Annotated in this window: 16 protein-coding genes and 1 tRNA gene; 8 read left to right on the top strand and 9 right to left on the bottom strand. The window is 40.1% G+C overall.

The window, feature by feature from the left end; genetic code table 11:
• Positions 1-20 precede the first annotated feature (20 nt).
• Complete coding sequence (locus tag J4N24_RS20740; protein WP_207535645.1) at positions 21-1,985, top strand: PAS domain-containing sensor histidine kinase; 1,965 nt, start codon at positions 21-23, stop codon at positions 1,983-1,985.
• 61 nt (positions 1,986-2,046) lie between these two features.
• Here J4N24_RS20740 and J4N24_RS20735 read toward each other — a convergent pair whose 3' ends face one another.
• Positions 2,047-2,634 carry a YdeI/OmpD-associated family protein gene (locus J4N24_RS20735; RefSeq protein ID WP_207535644.1) on the bottom strand — a complete coding sequence of 196 codons (588 nt, stop codon included), beginning with the start codon at positions 2,632-2,634 and terminating at the stop codon, positions 2,047-2,049.
• A gap of 11 nt (positions 2,635-2,645) precedes the next feature.
• Positions 2,646-3,221, bottom strand: a complete 576-nt coding sequence (locus J4N24_RS20730) for a hypothetical protein (RefSeq protein WP_207535643.1) — start codon at positions 3,219-3,221, stop codon at positions 2,646-2,648.
• Between the two features lie 203 nt (positions 3,222-3,424).
• On the opposite strand from J4N24_RS20730, the gene J4N24_RS20725 reads away from it, so the two are divergent.
• The 3 genes from J4N24_RS20725 to J4N24_RS20715 all read left to right on the top strand — a co-directional run bounded on the left by J4N24_RS20725 (position 3,425) and on the right by J4N24_RS20715 (position 6,937).
• Complete coding sequence (locus tag J4N24_RS20725; protein ID WP_207535642.1) at positions 3,425-5,629, top strand: PAS domain-containing sensor histidine kinase; 2,205 nt, start codon at positions 3,425-3,427, stop codon at positions 5,627-5,629.
• Positions 5,630-5,633: 4 nt separating this feature from the next.
• A complete protein-coding gene (locus J4N24_RS20720) occupies positions 5,634-5,999 on the top strand; it encodes a response regulator (protein ID WP_207535641.1) in 366 nt (121 codons plus the stop codon).
• Between the two features lie 86 nt (positions 6,000-6,085).
• Positions 6,086-6,937 (top strand): ion transporter, encoded by an 852-nt coding sequence (locus tag J4N24_RS20715; RefSeq protein ID WP_207535640.1) that lies wholly within the window; start codon positions 6,086-6,088, stop codon positions 6,935-6,937.
• Here the strand turns inward: J4N24_RS20715 and J4N24_RS20710 are convergent.
• Both J4N24_RS20710 and J4N24_RS20705 read right to left on the bottom strand, forming a co-directional pair.
• Complete coding sequence (locus tag J4N24_RS20710; RefSeq protein ID WP_207535639.1) at positions 6,909-8,246, bottom strand: PQQ-dependent sugar dehydrogenase; 1,338 nt, start codon at positions 8,244-8,246, stop codon at positions 6,909-6,911. The two genes, J4N24_RS20715 and J4N24_RS20710, sit on opposite strands and share 29 nt — an antisense overlap.
• A 97-nt stretch (positions 8,247-8,343) precedes the next feature.
• Positions 8,344-9,537, bottom strand: coding sequence for an MFS transporter (locus J4N24_RS20705; protein ID WP_207535638.1), 1,194 nt, complete (start codon positions 9,535-9,537; stop codon positions 8,344-8,346).
• 153 nt (positions 9,538-9,690) lie between these two features.
• Here J4N24_RS20705 and J4N24_RS20700 point away from each other — a divergent pair, with 153 nt between their 5' ends.
• A complete protein-coding gene (locus J4N24_RS20700) occupies positions 9,691-10,341 on the top strand; it encodes a hypothetical protein (protein ID WP_207535637.1) in 651 nt (216 codons plus the stop codon).
• Between the two features lie 349 nt (positions 10,342-10,690).
• A tRNA-Leu gene (locus J4N24_RS20695) sits at positions 10,691-10,777 on the top strand.
• Position 10,778: 1 nt separating this feature from the next.
• On the opposite strand, the gene J4N24_RS20690 is transcribed toward J4N24_RS20695, so the two are convergent.
• Positions 10,779-11,141 (bottom strand): MmcQ/YjbR family DNA-binding protein, encoded by a 363-nt coding sequence (locus J4N24_RS20690; protein WP_207535636.1) that lies wholly within the window; start codon positions 11,139-11,141, stop codon positions 10,779-10,781.
• A gap of 93 nt (positions 11,142-11,234) precedes the next feature.
• Between J4N24_RS20690 and J4N24_RS20685 the strand changes: the two genes are divergently transcribed.
• On the top strand, positions 11,235-12,095 hold the full coding sequence (locus tag J4N24_RS20685; protein WP_207535635.1) for a helix-turn-helix domain-containing protein: 861 nt from the start codon (positions 11,235-11,237) through the stop codon (positions 12,093-12,095).
• 95 nt (positions 12,096-12,190) lie between these two features.
• Entirely contained in the window at positions 12,191-13,099 is a 909-nt protein-coding gene (locus J4N24_RS20680; RefSeq protein WP_207535634.1) for an NAD(P)/FAD-dependent oxidoreductase, read from the top strand.
• 13 nt (positions 13,100-13,112) lie between these two features.
• Here the strand turns inward: J4N24_RS20680 and J4N24_RS20675 are convergent, their stop codons facing one another.
• From J4N24_RS20675 to J4N24_RS20660, 4 genes are all read right to left on the bottom strand, one after another.
• Positions 13,113-13,727: a PAS domain-containing protein gene (locus J4N24_RS20675; protein ID WP_207535633.1), complete on the bottom strand. Its 615-nt coding sequence runs from the start codon at positions 13,725-13,727 to the stop codon at positions 13,113-13,115.
• Positions 13,727-14,527, bottom strand: coding sequence for an alpha/beta fold hydrolase (locus J4N24_RS20670; RefSeq protein ID WP_207535632.1), 801 nt, complete (start codon positions 14,525-14,527; stop codon positions 13,727-13,729). Before J4N24_RS20670 ends, J4N24_RS20675 begins: the two co-directional genes overlap by 1 nt.
• A gap of 95 nt (positions 14,528-14,622) precedes the next feature.
• Positions 14,623-15,612 (bottom strand): metallophosphoesterase, encoded by a 990-nt coding sequence (locus J4N24_RS20665; protein ID WP_207535631.1) that lies wholly within the window; start codon positions 15,610-15,612, stop codon positions 14,623-14,625.
• 160 nt (positions 15,613-15,772) lie between these two features.
• A complete protein-coding gene (locus J4N24_RS20660; protein ID WP_207535630.1) occupies positions 15,773-17,971 on the bottom strand; it encodes an LruC domain-containing protein in 2,199 nt (732 codons plus the stop codon).
• Between the last annotated feature and the right edge of the window lie 234 nt (positions 17,972-18,205).

The following is an 18,205-nucleotide window of genomic DNA, read 5'->3' as shown; positions in this document are numbered from 1 at the left end:
TGCAAACGTTAAAGCTACAAATGCCATCTCTTGATAACTCAACTTCCAATTCATACTACTTCCTTGAAGGAGGTGGGGAAATGGGAGAACTTATTCGTTCATATAACTGGGCTGCCAGTCCCGTTGGGCCACCGTCTTCGTGGCCGCAAAGCCTTCGTACGACACTGGCAATTATGCTTCGCTCAGCTTTTCCTATGTTCATTTTTTGGGGAAAAGACCATCTTTGTTTCTATAATGATGCTTACCGTCCAAGTTTGGGAAACAATGGCAAGCATCCGGCAATTGGTAAAAGTGCGATAGATGTTTGGCCAGAGATTTGGCATTTTATAGGTCCGCTGATTCACCAAGTTATAAGTACAGGTAAAGCGGCCTGGTTTGAAGATCATTATTTGCCGATTTTCAGGAATGGGAAATTGGAGGACGTTTACTGGACTTTCAGTTATAGTCCCATTTATGGAGATCAGGGTACGATAGAAGGGGTACTGGTTACTTGTACAGAGACAACTGAAAAGGTAAACAATCACTTACGCTTAATAGAATCAGAAAAACGTTTTCAAAGACTTATCCGTGAGGCTACCATTGGAATAATTATCCTTATAGGTCCCGAAATGACCGTTCAGGATGCTAACAGTTCCTATTGTGCTCTAATAAATAAACGTGCAGAGGAGCTGATCGGTAAACCCCTTTTTGATGTAATTCCGGAGACAGCAGAAAATTTTCTTGTTCTCCTTAGAAAAGTGCGGGAAACAGGGGAGCCACTCTATTTATGCGACTGCCCCTATTTTGTACTGGCGGAAGGACTTAAAAAAGAGGGTTTTCTAAATATAGTCTATCAGCCTTACCGGGAGGATGATGGAAGGATTAGCGGAGTAGTGGCAATGTGCCAGGACGTAACAGAACAGGTTATAGCCAAAAAGAAATTACAGGAAAGTGAAGCTCAGTTCCAGTTAATGGCAAATTCTATTGTGCAAATGATCTGGGTGACCGACCCTCAGGGAATGCATGAGTGGTATAACCAGCGCTGGTACGATTTTACCGGTGCCTCAATCGAAGAAACTGAAGGAGAAGGTTGGAGTTCCATGTTCCATCCTGATGACCGGGAAAGGGCATGGGAGAAATGGCGATATTCACTCAGTACCGGCCACCCATACGAAGTAGAATACCGGTTGCGTAAAAAGACAGGTGAATATGTTTGGGTATTAGGACGAGCTGAGCCAATTTTTAATTCTGAAGGTAAAATTACCCGTTGGTTTGGAACCTGTACCGATATAAATGAACAGAAGAAATTACAGAAACAGAAGGAAGAGTTTATAAGCATTGCGAGTCATGAGTTGAAAACACCGCTCACAAGTTTAAAGGCGAGTCTTCAAATCATGCAGCGGGAGTTCAATAAGGAAGAACATCTAAAGCCTATTTTGACAAAGATGTTAAAATCTTCTAACGTCCATGCAGATAAGCTTTCCCGGCTTGTTAATGATCTTTTGGATGTGACTAAAATTGACCAGGGCCAACTTGTGCTGAACAAGACTTCATTCATCTTGAGAGATCTTGCAAAGAGTTGTTCAGAGACTATTCAACTGGGAACGTCGGTTAATATAGAGTTGTCTGGCGACCTCGATGTTGAGGTGTTTGGTGATTATCAAAAACTAGAACAAGTGTTAATCAATCTCTTAAGCAACAGTATTAAGTATGCAAGAACCTCAGAGAAGATCCTCATTTGTGCTGAACGGATTAATGACTTTATCAAAGTTTCAGTAGAGGATTTCGGACCGGGAATTCCGAAGGAAAAGCAAGAGCATTTATTCGGCATTTACTACAGGGCTGATCCTGGTGGCCATCAATATTCTGGTTTAGGCCTGGGATTATACATATGCTCTACCATAGTAGAAAATCACGGAGGTTTAATAGGGGTGGAGAGTGAATTAGGAAAAGGAAGTACATTTTGGTTCACCATTCCAATGACGGTGCAAGCAAAACTGCTGTAGGATATCGTTTTAAGCAGGAATGATTTGATTTGCTTCCGCCATTAAAAATGCATGAGAGCCTTTACATAAATTGTTTTGGCTTCAAATTTCTTCCTGCAAGTTCAGCTACTTCTTTAATTCGTTTTTCGCGGGTTTCTGGCCTTTTAGCCATTGCAATCCACTGTAAGATCATCTTTTTTACTGATCTGCTCAGGCCTAGAAAATACTCGTATGATCCTTGATGGATTTCAAATTGTTGTATTAGTTGTTCTGGTATTACCAATTCCTCAACCTCATCCAGAATACTCCAGGATCCATTCTGTTTTGCAGTTTCAATAGCTTTGTAGCCTGCTTCGGTCATCAATCCACTTTTTATCAGTGTTTCAACCTTTGCCTTATTAATCTTCGACCAGGCACTCCTGGGTTTTCTGGGACAGAAAAACTGAATAAAACTATCCTGATCAATAGATTTTCGTATACTGTCTATCCAGCCAAAGCAAAGCGCCTCATCTACCGCTTCGCTCCAGGAAATACTAGGCTTATTAGTATGTTTTCGGTATTGAACAATCCATACAGACGCTTTTGAGCGGTGGTTCTCTTCTAACCATCGGCGCCATGCTTGTCTGTCTGCGGGACAGAAGGTTTCTATTTTAGTTTCTTTTTCTTGCATGCTTTGTACCATCAATGCAGACAGCCTATAAACATCTTTGTCTTACGGTTTTGAACTTTAACGCCTTTGCTTGATATTACTTGGAACGCAGAGTCGGCACTTGCTTTATTATCATATATGCCTGCAATTAATACCATGGTTTTTTCGGGAGCATCGTCCAGGTAGGAACTTAGGTATTCAATACTCAGGAAATTTCCCTGGAAGCGGCGAGGAAAGTAGTCGCCCGCATACATTTCATCTTCGTCATCATCAGCCAGGGCAATCAAATTCTTATCAGCACGAAATGAGCGATTAAGCGTATCAATTTTAATATTAGTAAGATGAGATACCTCTTTCATTGCTTTCTGTAGAGGTTGATAATTCTGACCAGTGTCCGCCATTAACACATAATATTCTGCCCAGTCATCAGGATTTTCGTCACTTATTTCAGTTTCAGTGCTTTTCGGCTGCTGACTTATAACATTTGGTTTTTTACTAACCTTGGCTTTTTCATGTTTTACTGGTGCTGTACTTGCTGAATTACAGCTATGACATATAATGCCGTTCAGCACCAGGGACGGAAGGAGAAGTTTGGCGAAAGCATACATACCGTAGAACCTATTGTATTATCTTGCTAAGAAACGGAATTAGCATGAATATTTAAAACAATGACAATAGGAAGCGCTCTTCCATTTTTACAGTAGTAGGATTTAAATTGCCTATGGTTTTGTATCCCCGATAAAATAGTATGCGGGTTACTTTTAGTAATAGTGTTAAAACATGTATTTTAGAAGCCACTTAAAACGAACCATTGGAAAAGCTAGTCTTTCAAGAAATACTAAACGAAATAACTCTTCCCTTCATTATCTATGAAGGAAATGATCTATTGCTACAGACAGTTAACAGGGAAGCTCAAATTCTACTGGGAATAAGTAAAGGTGTGGAGGGTAAACCTTTATCCGAAGTACTTCAAGCTGGAGGACAAGAACGCTTGATAGATTCTGCCCATAAAGCTTTAACAAGTGGTTCTGAGCAAAAGCTACAGCATGTAATTTTAGAACTATCTGATAACCATATTAAACGGAAGGTACAAGTAGATTTGCATTCTAAACCTTTAAAACGAGAAGACGGGAGTGTATGGGGGATTTTACAAATGCTGAAAGAGGTATCAGGGCCCGCTGTGGATAACCACGAAGACCGAAAAGAACAATACCGGTTAATTGCCTTGGTAGAAAACAGCAGTGATCTTATTGGCATAACAGATATGCAGGGAAACGTTACATATCTGAACAAAGCTGGACAAATGCTAATGGGAGCTTCGAGTATTGATGAATGCTACCGGCCATCTGTTGATTATTTCATTTATGAAGATTACATAAGACTTCGTCCGGAAATACAAGTTTCAATGGCAGAGAAGGGTATGTGGCGGGGTGAAATCAGCTATAGGCATTTTAAGACAGGCGAACCTATTCTTTGTGATCTTAATGCTTTTGTTATTACCGACCCGGTTAGTGGGCAACCAATAGGTATGGCTTCCGTTACCCGCGATCTTCGCGCTACTCAGGCGGCTAGAAAGGAGCAACAGAAACTCTTTACACTAGTGGAAAATAGTGCTGATCTGATGTCGATACTTGAACCAAATGGTTTAAATTCCTATATCAACAAAGCAGGGAGGGAGTTACTGGGATTTGAGTCGGAAAAGGAAGTTCTTTCTACACCGATATCTGATCTTCATAGTCCTGAGCATTTTGAACAAGTGAGTAAAGAGGTATTGCCCGCGCTGGAAAAGTTTGGTCGTTGGGAGGGACAGATGATCGTCCGGCACTTAAAAACAGCTGAAGAGTTTCCAATATTTAATAAATCTATCAGGATTGACGATCCTAAAACCGGGCAAATGGTGGCAGTTGGAGCTCTTATGCGAGATATGCGTCCTGAGCTGGCTGCTCAAAAGGCGCTTTCGGACAGTGAGAAACTTTTCCGGGAAATTACTACCGCTGCTCCCGCCGCTTTATGGATGTGCGATGATGCGCAGAGAATTTCTTATGTGAACAAGGTTTGGGAAGAATGGACAGGACAACCACTAGAGGCCCAGTTAGGTGAACCTGTATGTCATACCGTCTTACCTGCTGATCGGGAAATGGCCGAGCTTAAATTTGGGGAAGACTTTAAGGACCGGAAATTTCATCATTGCCAGTTCCGTGTATCAAATGGCAATACCATCAGATGGATAATACGGACAGGAAACCCTCATTATGATTCCAAAGGAGAATTTATAGGTTATATCGGCGCTTGTGTTGATATTACCGAGTTGAAGCAGTTGCAAGAACAGAAGGACCAATTTTTGGGCATTGCCAGTCACGAGCTTAAAACGCCCGTAACCAGCATTAAGGCCTATACGCAGGTTCTTGAATCGATGCTGAGAGACAGTGGAGACACAAAAAAGGCCGATATGGTGAAAAAGATGGACGCACAGGTAAATCGACTGATCAACCTGATCGGAGATTTGCTGGATGTTACCAAAATTCAGACCGGTAAGCTTCAATTTAATGACCGCTATTTCGACTTTAATGAGATGGTAAAAGAACTGGTTGAAGATGTGGGTCGTACGAGTAAAAAGCATTCAATAATTACGCATTTAGAAGAGACAGGAGAGGTTTACGCCGACCGGGAACGCATCGGCCAGGTAGTAACCAATTTGATCACTAATGCTATTAAATATTCTCCAAATGCAGACCGCATAGAGGTATATACAAGGATCGAGAATAATAATGTTCGATTATGCGTTCAGGATTTCGGTATTGGAATACCCCGCGAAAAAAAGGATAAAGTGTTTGAACAGTTTTATCGGGTGAGTGGTGATGAGCAACATACATTTCCAGGACTCGGTCTTGGTCTTTATATCTCCTCAGAAATTGTAAAACGGGAGGGAGGGAAGATTTGGGTAACTAGTATGGAAGGAAGAGGTTCCACCTTTTGTTTTTCAATTCCAGCAACGGGAAATAAAAAAAACGATTAACCTAATGAATAATACGACGGCAAAAATTATGATAGCGGATGATGATCCGGGTATATTAGACTCTGTTGGGATTATGCTTGAATACCGCGGATATGAAGTATTACCATCTTCGAAAAATACGTTGAATCAAGTTCAGGCTGAATTACCCGATCTTTTGTTACTTGATATCTGGATGTCTGGTCAGGATGGAATTGAGATTTGTAAGGCATTAAAAGGAAATGAGAGAACAAGGGAAATGCCTGTTTTAATGATATCTGCAAGCAGGCATATTGAGAATTCTGCATTCGATGCCGGAGCAGATGACTTTTTAGCGAAGCCTTTTGAAATGGAGCAACTTTTTGAAAAGATTGAATATCTGTTGAAAAAATAGTGTTTCCAACTCAAGTCAAAAGGTTTAAAGACCATTGAGGTAGTTTACGACATCAAACTTTCCTATAACGCCGTTGTTCAGCTTGCATGTCCTTATCTGATCTGCGTAACAGGCTTTACGTTGTCATCTTTCATTCTGATACTAGGGGAGGAAGACGGTTTGATATTATCCTCTTGTGGCTGATACTTCTAAGTGTTACTGTTGTGGTAATCGAAAGTATTTCATCCGTCAGGAAGGATTATGCTGAACTAATAACCGGTGCAGAATGGTTCTTTACGATTTCCTTCACTATTGAATACCTTGGAAGGGTTTATAGTTCGCCTAACCGGTATAAGTATATCTTTAGCTTTTATGGAATAATTGACCTGCTAAGTATTCTGCCAGCTTATCTGGCCTTGTTTATTCCAAATCTGCAATACCTCAGAGTGATCAGGGCCCTTCGATTATTAAGGGTTTTTCGTATCCTGAAACTTACCCGTTTTCTAAATGAGGGGAATGTGCTTATGCTTGCTTTAAGAGCAAGCATGTATAAAATTATTGTGTTTATAACCACCGTAATTACCCTTGTTATCATTGTTGGTACCCTTATGTATGTGATAGAGGGTGAAAAGCACGGTTTTACCAGTATACCTGTTTCTATTTACTGGGCCATTGTAACCATTACCACAGTGGGATATGGTGATATCTCCCCGGCTACCCCATTGGGACAATTTCTTGCCTCCGCACTTATGATCATAGGATATGGAATTATAGCGGTTCCCACCGGTATTGTTTCTTCTGAGATTACCCGGATGTCTAGTTCAGCTTTACAACCTTGCAGTAATTGCAAACAACTTGTATATCCTTCGAATGCTAAATTCTGCCCTAATTGTGGAACTAAACAAGCTATTATTAGGACGAGAGAAGCTCCTACTTCATCGGTGCCACCCTCCAAATAGTGTTTGCAGCATCGTCGGCAACAAGCAATGATCCGTCACGTATTACCGCTACACCTACAGGTCTTCCATAAACCTTGCTCTTTTCTTTGTCTGCTATAAATCCAGTTAAAAAGTCCTGAGGCTTACCAGATGGTCTGCCGTTTTTAAATGGTACAAACACCACCTTGTAACCTACTAGTTTCGAGTGGTTCCATGATCCATGCTGTCCAACGAATGCTCCTCCCTGGTAAGCTGCAGGAAAAGTTTTCTGATCATAAAATGCTAGACCCAGGGAGGCGGTATGAGCACCAAGAGGTACATCAGGTACAATAGTCTTTGTTACAAGGTCCGGACGTACGTTCTTCAACCTTGGATCTTCGTTTGGTCCGAAATAGGCATAAGGCCAACCGTAGAAACCACCAGCTTTCACTCCGGTAATATAATCTGGTACCAGCTCATCGCCTAGTTCATCTCGTTCGTTCACTGCAGTCCATAACGTTCCGGTACTAGGTTCCCAATCCATACCAACAGGATTTCTCAATCCGCTGGCGTATACCTGCTCTCCAGAGCCGTCGGGATTAACCACCAGAATTGCAGCCCGCCGAACTTCATTCTCCATGCCATTCTCTCCATTATTAGAGCCTGAACCAACAGAGATATAAATCTTAGACCCGTCCTTATTTGCTATAATATTCCGGGTCCAATGGTTATTATAACCACCAGCAGGAAGTTCAACTAGTTTCGTTCCCTTAGCCGTAATTTTTGTAGCTCCCGGAGTATATGGATATTTAACCAGTCCATTAGTGTTCGCCACATAAAAAGAATTATTCAGGATCAACATACCAAGTGGTTGTTCGAGTCCGGTCAGGAACACTTGTTGTAAGTCTATCCTGCCATCCTTATCGGTATCTCTCAAAATTGTAATCCGGTTGGCACTTCCGTCCTGCTGATTTGATTTTGCTTTACCACTGATATTATCCTTAATCTTAGCTTTTAGCTTTTTCTCAGTAGCAGCCTCAGCAATAAATATGTCCCCGTTCGGCGCTTCATAGATCCACCGTGGACTCTGGAGCCCGTTAGCAAACTTGGTCACATGAAATCCCTGAGGAGCAACAGGTGTTTTTCCTTCTGGCCAACCTATAATATCTGAAAAATTTGTTTTTGAAGCTGTTGTATCAGGTTCTGGCAGCACAAGTTCTCCTGCAGCAGCGGTGTTTCTTGAGATCGTGTCTGATCCGCTGCTTTGTGATTGATTATTTTTCGAATTGCAGCCGGCCAGAGTAAGGCCAACAGCCAAAATTAAACTTGCTAATGCGTTAATATTATTCATTCTCCTGATTTCTACAAAATTTATTGTAGGACCTTAGAAACATTGATATTGTTTAAAGATTCTGGATCGGGAGAAATCTGGTATTCTTTAAGAATGTTTATAACCTTTTGATGATCCAATAGAACCCAATAGCTGTGATAATTGAAATAAGGCCGGTTAAAGTCCATAAAGTATTGAAACCATAATGATCAGCAATGCGGGTTCCTAGAAAAGGTGAAACAATATGGGCTGCAGAAAATGAAAGAGAGTTAACTCCCATATATGAACCTTGTTTCCCTCCGGAAGCGCGGTGCATGGTAAGAGTTGCCATAAAAGGCATCGCAAGTATCTCTGATACACATAAGAGGAACATACCAAAGTATAACAAAAGGAATTTGCCTGGTAATAAGAGAACAAGAAATGCCGCACCACCTAACAGGGTTCCCAATATTATTGCATTGGAAGAACCCATTCGCCTTTCGGCTACATGAACAAGAATCATTTCCAGAGAGAACACTACAAATCCACTGTAGGCCAGAATCACTCCAATGCTCCATTCACTAAGATGATGGACAGTTCGGTAAAAGAGTGGGAGGGTGCTGAGTAACTGGAAGAAACAAACACTGTATAGAAAACAAAAAAAACTAAAGATAAGAAAGGGGAGATCTTTCCAGGGCGACAAGCCAGCTTTCTCCTTCCCGGTTTGCTTTTGCTCCGTTTGAACAGGTTGTAAACGTTTGAAATAGAAATAAAAAAAGAGGCCTGCCAAACAGGTACTAATTGCATTTCCATAAAAGAGCCAATGATAAGAAATGGCAGCAAGCAAGCCGCCGAGAGCAGGTCCGATAGAGAATCCCAGGTTCATAGCCATCCTGTTGAGGGAAAATGCTTTTGTAATATTTTCAGGAGAAGTATAGGAGGCTATGGAAACTGTATTGGCAGGGCGAAACGTTTCGCTTATGACACTAAGGAGAAAAACACCTATGCTCAGTTCAACAGGTGCTGTTAAAATTGGAAGGATACAATAAACCGGGACACACAACATCAGGCAAAGAAACTGTACTTTGAAATTACCAAAACGATCACTTAGCCAGCCTCCTAAAGCAGATCCGGCTACTGCACCTGCTCCAAAGCAACTTAAGGTAGTACCCGTTTCTTTTAAACTGAATTTGAGTGCGTCGGTCATGTATACGCCGAGAAATGGAATAACCATGGCACCACTGCGGTTGATCAGCATTATTAAAGCAAGCATCCAGGCAGGTTTGGATAATCCGCGATACGAATTCAGATAAAGTTGTAGTATTTGCCTCATGGGTACCTGCTAAAAATAAGAGAAATGGTTCATGTTAAGAAAATAAAGGATGGATTAGTAATTAATTGTGGAATATTTCAAGCAATAGTTTGCGGTTTTGTGCCGAATCTTTATTTTTGCGCCGCAATAACTAAACGGCATTTAATTGGATCTATGAACTTTAAGCTTATCACACTCCCTTTAATTACAATTCTTTTTATTTCATCTTCCTGCAAAAAAACGCAAGAAGAACCTGCGATTGAATATCCTTTTACTCTTGAAAATGCCACGGTGGAGAAAAAGTCAGAAATACAGATCTACACCAATAAGCAGGAAATAAAGGACCAGGCAAAAGCTAATAAATTTGTAGAAGCCAGTCAGCTGTTTAACTTGCATCTACAGGAAAATCGCTTTGGATCGTTAACAGTTCTATCACCTGATTCGGTATTCTTCAATTACCCCGATAATTTATATACCTATGAAAATAAGGACGGGAAATTTTTCTTCTATTCAACTTTCCTTTTCGAACTGGGCGACGGCGCTCCAGTATCTGCAGCCTTGTTAAAGTACAAGGAACCTCAAATTAACACTGCTCAAGGATTAATGGGCAAAGAGATACGTGTAGCAAAAGGAACCATAAAAAATTTAGATTTTTCATGTATAGCTTATAAATTATCCAAGAATAAGCTAGATAGCAACGGGAGATTAGTCAGTTCTATAGAAGAGGAAGGTGTTGTGTACAACGAGTTTAACGAAGAGTTTATAAATAGCCTTGGAGACCGCGATACGCTGGCTGTACAAAGGTTTGTAATAAGCCTAAAATAAGAGCCGCTTTTAGCCCTCTTTTTGTCGGATCCTAAACACCCGAGTTTTTAGTTTATGGCAGATATTTGGAATTAATAAACCAAATACAACAGCGATATGGAAAGCAGCAGAAATCCTATTGGGTGGGTAGAAATTTACGTAGAAGACATGAATACAGAGGGTAATCAAATAGGCTTTCCTTCTATGAAATAAGGGTATTTCTCTATAGGATTGGGACCCTCATTCCCAATTGAATTTTAATTGGCTGACTTATAAGTTTAAAGAGATCAAGCTACAATTTTCTCTGTTTTTGAGTCCCACAATTTCCCCGTGAATTATATATTTGTGCAACAATTACAGAAACCACCCTGCCCGGATGGCGAAATTGGTAAACGTTGCGGTCTCAGAAGCCGTTGAGAATTGTCTCTTGAGAGTTCGAGTCTCTCTCCGGGCACCAGCTAAAAATCATCTTCAGATTTATCCTTATGTTGTTGCAATTGCTTTATCAGGTTCTTTGGAGCAACTTCAAAATATGCCATTCTTAAAGCATCACTAAAAAGTTCCTCATTCACTAGTTGCAGATCGATTATTGTCCAACCCTGTTTTCCCCATTTATTCTCCACCGGATGAATGATTGTTTTGTCTATTGAAAATACATCCTGATCTATTTCTGATAATTTAACGGTTACTTTCTCTTCTTTCGCAGAATAAGTAGCAAATATCTTGTTTTTCACTCTAAATGAGGTTTTACTGAAATGCGGCTCTTCTGTTACTTCGGGAAGTGACAAGGCTAGATTCCTTAATTTGTCAAATGTTATCATTGCAAATAGAAAATTACTATTGTTTATTAGTTTTACCAAATTGACGTGTTTACCTGCAAATTCCAAATAAAGAAATTGTAGTTATATAATCGCATGAGCAAGATCCCCATAGTAGAAATTCCCCAGGTAGAAAGACATTCTGAGGCCAATGGCTTCAGTATCTCTGAGTTAGACTCAACCCTGCTTGGCAAGGAGAGGGTAAGGGGTTGCCATCGTCATAATTTCTTTTTTATTCTCCTTATAAAGAAAGGCTCTGGAATTCATGAAGTCGACCTGGTTCCTTACGAGGTTGCGGATAACATGATCTTCTGTTTACGACCGGGACAAATGCACCAACTTAGATTAGAAAGCGAAGCTGAAGGTTACGTGATGCGCTTCAATTCGGATTTTTATCATCCAAACGAAAAGTCCATTGTTCAGAAGTTTAGAAAGGCCACTCATAATAACCTCTGCCCTTTAGACATTGACCGATTTGAACGGGTATACTCCATTTCAGAGCGAATATTTAAGGAGTTTCACGATAAAGAAGAAGGGTATACCAGTATGATCAAAGCCTCTCTGGATATGTTCTTTATTGAACTTGTCAGGAAGTGCAGAAGAGAAGGCCAAGAGGAAGATCAGATGCATTCTTACAAACAAGAACGGCTTGAGGAGTTTCTGGATTTATTACGGGTTAATCTATATACGATGAAGCAGGTATTTCAATATACTGAATTGATGAATTTGTCAGCCTTTCAGTTAAATGAGATCACTAAAACTACTATCGGGAAAACAGCCTCGGCTATCATAAATGAACAAATCGTTCTGGAGGCAAAAAGACATTTACTGGCTTTAGATGAGCAGGTGAAGGTGATCAGTGAGCATTTAGGATATGAAGACGTATCTTACTTTATTCGCTTTTTCAAAAAACACACGGGCTATTCTCCCGACCTTTACAGGAAAAACTTTAGATAAGTGCTATTCAAGTAAAGCTTTGTTCTATTTCCAGGGTACCCACGCATTTAGTTTTGTAGTTGTTATTCATTAAAAAGGCATTAACAAAACTTGAAATGGAAAGAAAAATATTTGATGTAATTATTATCGGTGGAAGCTATTCTGGACTAGCAGCTGCATTGGCACTTGGAAGGGCACTTAGAAAGGTTTTAATCATTGATGGCGGTGACCCTTGTAACAAACCAACGCCTCACTCTCATAACTTCCTTACTCAAGATGGGAAAACACCTGCCGGGATACATGCATTAGCCAAAGAACAGGTACTAAAATATAAAACGATTGAATTTTTAACAGGGATAGCGGTAAGTGGCAAAAAGGCTGATGATGGATTGTTTGAAATAGTGGAAGCAAAAGGAGACCGTTACTTTGCTGGTCAGTTAATCTTTGCAACAGGTATTAAAGACAAATTGTCTGAGCCAAAAGGAATAGCTGAATGCTGGGGTATTTCAGTAATTCACTGCCCTTATTGCCATGGTTATGAAGTAAGAGACATGCCTACAGGTATTTTGAGTAATGGCCCTGAAGCAATTGAAATAGCTGCTCTTATATCGAACTGGACAAAAGACCTTACCATCTTGACCAATGGTGATGCTTCGTTTACGGAAGAAGAGGAGAGTAAGCTAAAAAAACATGCTATAAAAATTGAAGAAAGAAGGATTATAGAAATACAGCATAATGAGGGGCAGTTAACGAATCTTCTATTGGAGGATGGTAAAGAGCTCGCATTAAAAGCTATATATTACCGCCCAGGTTTTACTCAGCATTGTGAAATTCCACATGAATTAGGATGCGAAATAACTGAGGAAGGATATATTAAAGTTGACCCAACTCAGTCTACAACAATTGAAGGAGTGTATGCCTGCGGTGATAATACTACACGGATGAGGTCAGTTGCGAACGCCGTGTATATGGGTACAATGGCGGGGGTTGCAGCTAGCAGGAGAATTATAGTTGGTAGTTTTTAGAATTCAAACAATATTAAGCTCCTGTTTTCCTGACAATCTCCTTTATTTGAGTATCTAATTGCTCTGTACTTGTTTGAAGCAAGTCAATTAGCCTATCTACATCCTCACTGATGTCCATGGTTTTAACCAAAGAAATAATCGCGAGCATATTAGCTAAAGGGGCTCTCGCTAAATGAGCCTGATCAAAAGCAATTTCATTTAATGCCTGAACCTTATCTTTTTTTTCCTCCTCGGCCTTCTCCTTTTTCCTAAGCAACTCAGTTTCATATTTCTTTCGATCGCCTACTTTAAAAATAGCGCAATGAACCAGATCTTCTCCTGGTTTCTTTGAGCCCTTAGCACTAAAGAAGCATGGAAAAGAAGAGTCATCAGTTTCAATAGAAAGATCAATTTCTTTAACTGAACCATGCATCTTTATAAGGGGTTGCACAAACAACTGGTAGTATAATTTCCCGCCCTTATTCAGCAGATCAGTAAACTCTTTTGAAAGAATATCATTCTCTTCCTTTTGTAGCCAACTTAGAAAAGTAGAATTAACATGAACTATTTTACCTTGTTCAAGGGTTAATAAACCGCAGGGCGATAAATTATAAAGATCGGAATAGTTGGGAGGGAGAGCGTGGGTCATTAATTAGTATTAAGATAGCTTTTAATTACAGCTATTGTTTCTTCTGGTGCACTAAGGTGGGGGCAGTGACCGGTTGCATTCAATATAGCCAGTGTATTCTGAGGTGTGTGCTTCTCAATATAAAAGCCTACCTCAAGGGGAGCAAGAATATCATCAGAGCATTGTAAGGTTAGACTTTTTACTGGAAGGTTTTGAAGATCCGAACGATTATCTGAAAAAAAAGTAACTCTGGCAAACTGCCGGGCAATTTCGGGATCTGTAGCACAAAAATTTGCAGCGAGTTCCTCTCCCAATTCCGGTGCATCAGGGTTTCCCATAATAAGAGGTGCCATGGAGGCGGACCAACCAAGATAATTTGCGTCCATTACTTCAAATAAGGCTTCAATATCTTCCCGATTCATTCCCCCTATATAATCATCAGTATTGATATATGAAGGAGAGGGCGCAACCATAATAATATGTTGGAAATGTTGAGGATATTTTATTGCAGCCCGTAATCCGATCATACAGCTAACAGAGTGACCAATAAATATCACATCCTTTAACGCAAGAGTTTGTATCACCTCATGAACATCTTCAGCATAACCATCTAATGAGGAATACTTTTTAGGATCGTAAGCATCGAGATCAGATTGTCCAGCGCCGACATAGTCAAATACCACAACTTTGTATTCGGTTTCAAAGGCCTTTATCAAATGTCTCCAAACATTCTGATCACATCCAAATCCATGCGCCATTACCATGCACTTGTTCCCGTCTCCGTGGATTCGAACGTTATTTCGCTTAATTATATCTACCATAAAACTATTACTGCTTATTACGATTTGAAGTGGTATAAGTTGCCTTCTTATGGCCTTAAAATAACTTTTACTAGACTTTTGATATTTATACCTATCTAACGTTTATTAATCCAGCACTTGTAAAGCACTTCGCCTTCTTTACTTATTGCTTGCATTAGCAATTGATTAGACTTTACTGAAAAGACCAGGAAACCAGACGCTGCTATTGCCATTTTACTTTTCGGTATATTCTTTAAAGGTAAAAACTCTGAACCTGCTCCGGATATAAATTGATGTGCCTTCTTGCTTATTTTTAAATGTTGCAGATTATGCTCATGACCTGATACATAAGCATCCACCTGGTAGCGTTTGATTATTGGCTTTAGCCTTGATCGTACAGCCCTAGTATCATAGGCCCATCGACGCTGCCCACCAGTATAAATGGGATGATGCCCCACTATAATTTTCCATTTAATATTCGCTGGCAAGTCTTCAAGATTCTTCTTGATCCATTCTTTTTGTACCTCAGGCTTCTGACTTTTAATCTCCTTACCATAGTGATGCTTTTTATGGTACCTTGGAACAAGGGGATTCGTATCAATAAATAGAAATAGAACCTTTTGCGTCGTATCGCCCTGAATATTGAAAACATTTGAATAATATCTACCATTCATTGACCATCTCGTACTGTGGGCAGAGTATCCTACCTGAGCATCCGGGTTTGAAAGGTAGTCATGGTTTCCAAGTACGGGAAACCATTTTACTTGTAGTGATGGATAATTATATATGTCCTCGAATGATGTTTTAAATAGAGGATCAACCATGTTTTCAACCCCTGAAGGATAGAAGTTATCTCCGGTGCTTATAATAAAATCTAGTGGCAGTTCTTCAGCAACTTTTGCCATTTGATACGCAACGGGCTTCTGAAAGTCTCCACCATTTTTGCCCCAATCCCCCAACGCAATAAAGTGTAGCGCAGAGTCTGTTTTCTCTAGTTGTAATCTGGGGAAATAGGTGTCTTTGACAGACTCAAAAGGAGCCTGAGCAAAGGTGACCTGTAGATTATGGATCAACAACAAGAAATGGAAACCGAGTAAAAATTTCATGCAATAGCACAAGAAGTTAAAATAGTTCATAGAACTTTAGATCTACCAGGAATGTTTGGGGGTGGAGTAGATGAAGAGAGGAAAATAAAAGGCCTTTAACAAAAAAAGGAAGGCCGAATGGGCCTTCCTCATGGATTTCAACGCAAAAAAGATCTTTAATTTATTTACCAAAAAGGTTAACGGTATTTCTATAACCCGAACCAGTGTTCGAATACCAATCTGTATATTGGGTTCCACCAGATAAGATCCAATTAGGAAGTTTCAGGTATGCTGTACTGATATCTTTTCCTTCTATTGGATATACAAAGTTCTTTACAGGAACACTTATTGCCCATGGATAACCTTCAGCAGTTAAGTAGTATTTGCCTGAAGCTACGCTGCTTCGGTCATCACCTGTTCCAAACAGGCTATTATCTGCCAGTGAAGTAGGAGTTTTACCAGGAAGGTGTATTTCATTACCTCTACCAGCATTCTTATTCCAGATGAACGGATTATATTCACTTAAACCGAAGCTGGAAAGGGAAGGACCGTTAGCTACTGTAAAGCTGATGTTATAAGTTTTTGCGGGTTGAGAAGGTTCTTCAGACCGGGTGTTGTAATATAGCATTTGAGAGTGGGTATTATCAAAAAGGGTAATTACCGCCTTCTCTTGTCCAGCCTCGAGTGTACCACCACTTACATCGCCTACTAATTCCCTTTTTACTGGGAATTCTATTCCAAAGCCATTTTGAAAAATTCCACCCCTGGCCAAAAGATCATAAGTGCCATCTACCTGAACTACCTTATTTCCTGCATTAGTTACAATCTTCAATTTGTAAGAAAATACAACATCGTTCATGTCATAATCACCTTTTACAGGCCACATATCTTCGAAAGCAATTGTTGCTCCGGCGTCAGCAGCCGCACTTGGGTAATAATTATTGAAAGCTTTTGAAGGATCAGTAGGGTAATCATCAAGGTTGTCTGCAACTCCGTCTCCATCTGTATCAACGATGGTAGCCATACCATTTCCTGGGTTACAACCTGTGGCAGGGATATAAAGATCACAGCCTTGAGACGCTCCCTCTTTAAACAATCCAGCTGGTAGAGTTGAACCGTAGCATACCTTTAAATTACCCTTAAATTTCTGACCGTTAGACGTTTGCTGAGCATCAAGTATTAGGTTGGAATTAATTGTTCCGCTAATTTTTACCATTGAAGATGATCCGCTTGCTGCGAAACTGCCTGTTATCTTATCCAGATCCTTAGTCTTAAAGTAAGCACCTTCAACTAGATTTACCTGCGCACTTCCATTTATTTGCGTATTGCCGCTTACCTGTGCATAAGAATAGTTGTTTAGGATATTGTTGGTAATGAAACTGTTCGAAACCATTAATTTACAACGATTATTTACAATACCACTACCATTTATTTGAAGATTATTAACAGTTGCAGAACCTTGATTTTCGAATGTTGTAGTGCTGTTAACGTTCATTGTTCCACTAACAGTTATTGTACCCTCGTTAGTGTCGGTGATATTAGATGAATTCAGATTGAAATCGCCTGCTACTGTAAGACTTGCATAATTATTTACAGTTCCTGCAGAAGCAAGATTTCCGGTGAACTTAGCAGTTCCATAGTTGCTGAAAACATGAGAGGGTCTGTCAAACTCCAAGCCTGGAAAGTTAACAGTACTTCCATTTGTTACAACAAAGCTAATTGCACTGCTGCCCGCATTCTTATTAATATTCTGGACGGTAAGATCAGTTCCGCAAACACGCGCAGTACCCCCGCCGTTGCCAAAAGTAACGTTGAAGGTCTTATTTGAACCACTGATACATACTGTTTTTCCACCCTCAATTGTGATCCATTGCCCGGAGGAAGTGATATTTACACTTTGAGCACAGCCAGTACTGCAATCAGGGCTGGTTGCAAAGGTGCTTCCATTAGCTTTTAGTGATGATGTTGTTGTACTTGTTGCGCCAAGAGAGAGATTGATATCTGAACTGTTTAGCTCTACTTTTTTATTTACAGTAGAATTATCAGGAGCTGTTTTAATTACATAAACTTCTGTTATGTTGCTTGGCACGTAAACCTTAGTTTCAAAAGCTGCATCAATTGAGGCAGATCCTTTTGACAGTAATTTACCATCAGGAGTGTATACCGCTATAATATGTGATGCATCCGAAAATCGGGTATCGGTAACTGAAACTTTAAAGGTCACATCACGTGAAGACTCCCACAGGAATCCTTCAGGTACTTTCACATCCGTAAGCTTGTTAATATCGCTGTTGGAAGATAGCTTTTCATCATTCTTCTTGCAGGCCTGAAAAGCCATTGCAAATAAAAGGGAATAGGTTAGTAGATTTTTATACTTCATACTCATACTTAATGAACACACTTATTCAATTTCAATGCCACCTTCGATAAAACCTTCTTCTATCTGTCTGGGAGCTAAACAGGTAACTCGCAGCAAACTTTGAGATGCGCTGCATCCGCTTATACTGAGAAATTTTGGGAAAGGTTTTCCTCTATCGATGCCTAACTCAATAATTCATAATTAAAATGCTTTATTTACACTGCGGCTTATTAATGCAGGAAGATCCAGAGCAAT

The organism is Desertivirga arenae, from assembly GCF_017355785.1.
In the GTDB taxonomy this organism is placed as follows: Bacteria; Bacteroidota; Bacteroidia; order Sphingobacteriales; family Sphingobacteriaceae; genus Desertivirga; species Desertivirga arenae.
This window is presented reverse-complemented; position numbering and strand designations above follow the sequence as displayed.

What these genes read in the sequence shown, in the direction of transcription:
- J4N24_RS20660 (WP_207535630.1), bottom strand. Translation starts at nt 17,971, where the DNA reads ATGAAGTATAAAAATCTACTAACCTATTCCCTTTTATTTGCAATGGCT.
- J4N24_RS20700 (WP_207535637.1), top strand. Translation starts at nt 9,691, where the DNA reads ATGAACTTTAAGCTTATCACACTCCCTTTAATTACAATTCTTTTTATT.
- J4N24_RS20735 (WP_207535644.1), bottom strand. Translation starts at nt 2,634, where the DNA reads ATGCAAGAAAAAGAAACTAAAATAGAAACCTTCTGTCCCGCAGACAGA.
- J4N24_RS20715 (WP_207535640.1), top strand. Translation starts at nt 6,086, where the DNA reads ATGTCCTTATCTGATCTGCGTAACAGGCTTTACGTTGTCATCTTTCAT.
- J4N24_RS20730 (WP_207535643.1), bottom strand. Translation starts at nt 3,221, where the DNA reads ATGTATGCTTTCGCCAAACTTCTCCTTCCGTCCCTGGTGCTGAACGGC.
- J4N24_RS20720 (WP_207535641.1), top strand. Translation starts at nt 5,634, where the DNA reads ATGAATAATACGACGGCAAAAATTATGATAGCGGATGATGATCCGGGT.
- J4N24_RS20740 (WP_207535645.1), top strand. Translation starts at nt 21, where the DNA reads ATGCCATCTCTTGATAACTCAACTTCCAATTCATACTACTTCCTTGAA.
- J4N24_RS20680 (WP_207535634.1), top strand. Translation starts at nt 12,191, where the DNA reads ATGGAAAGAAAAATATTTGATGTAATTATTATCGGTGGAAGCTATTCT.
- J4N24_RS20710 (WP_207535639.1), bottom strand. Translation starts at nt 8,246, where the DNA reads ATGAATAATATTAACGCATTAGCAAGTTTAATTTTGGCTGTTGGCCTT.
- J4N24_RS20675 (WP_207535633.1), bottom strand. Translation starts at nt 13,727, where the DNA reads ATGACCCACGCTCTCCCTCCCAACTATTCCGATCTTTATAATTTATCG.
- J4N24_RS20670 (WP_207535632.1), bottom strand. Translation starts at nt 14,527, where the DNA reads ATGGTAGATATAATTAAGCGAAATAACGTTCGAATCCACGGAGACGGG.
- J4N24_RS20685 (WP_207535635.1), top strand. Translation starts at nt 11,235, where the DNA reads ATGAGCAAGATCCCCATAGTAGAAATTCCCCAGGTAGAAAGACATTCT.
- J4N24_RS20665 (WP_207535631.1), bottom strand. Translation starts at nt 15,612, where the DNA reads ATGAAATTTTTACTCGGTTTCCATTTCTTGTTGTTGATCCATAATCTA.
- J4N24_RS20690 (WP_207535636.1), bottom strand. Translation starts at nt 11,141, where the DNA reads ATGATAACATTTGACAAATTAAGGAATCTAGCCTTGTCACTTCCCGAA.
- J4N24_RS20705 (WP_207535638.1), bottom strand. Translation starts at nt 9,537, where the DNA reads ATGAGGCAAATACTACAACTTTATCTGAATTCGTATCGCGGATTATCC.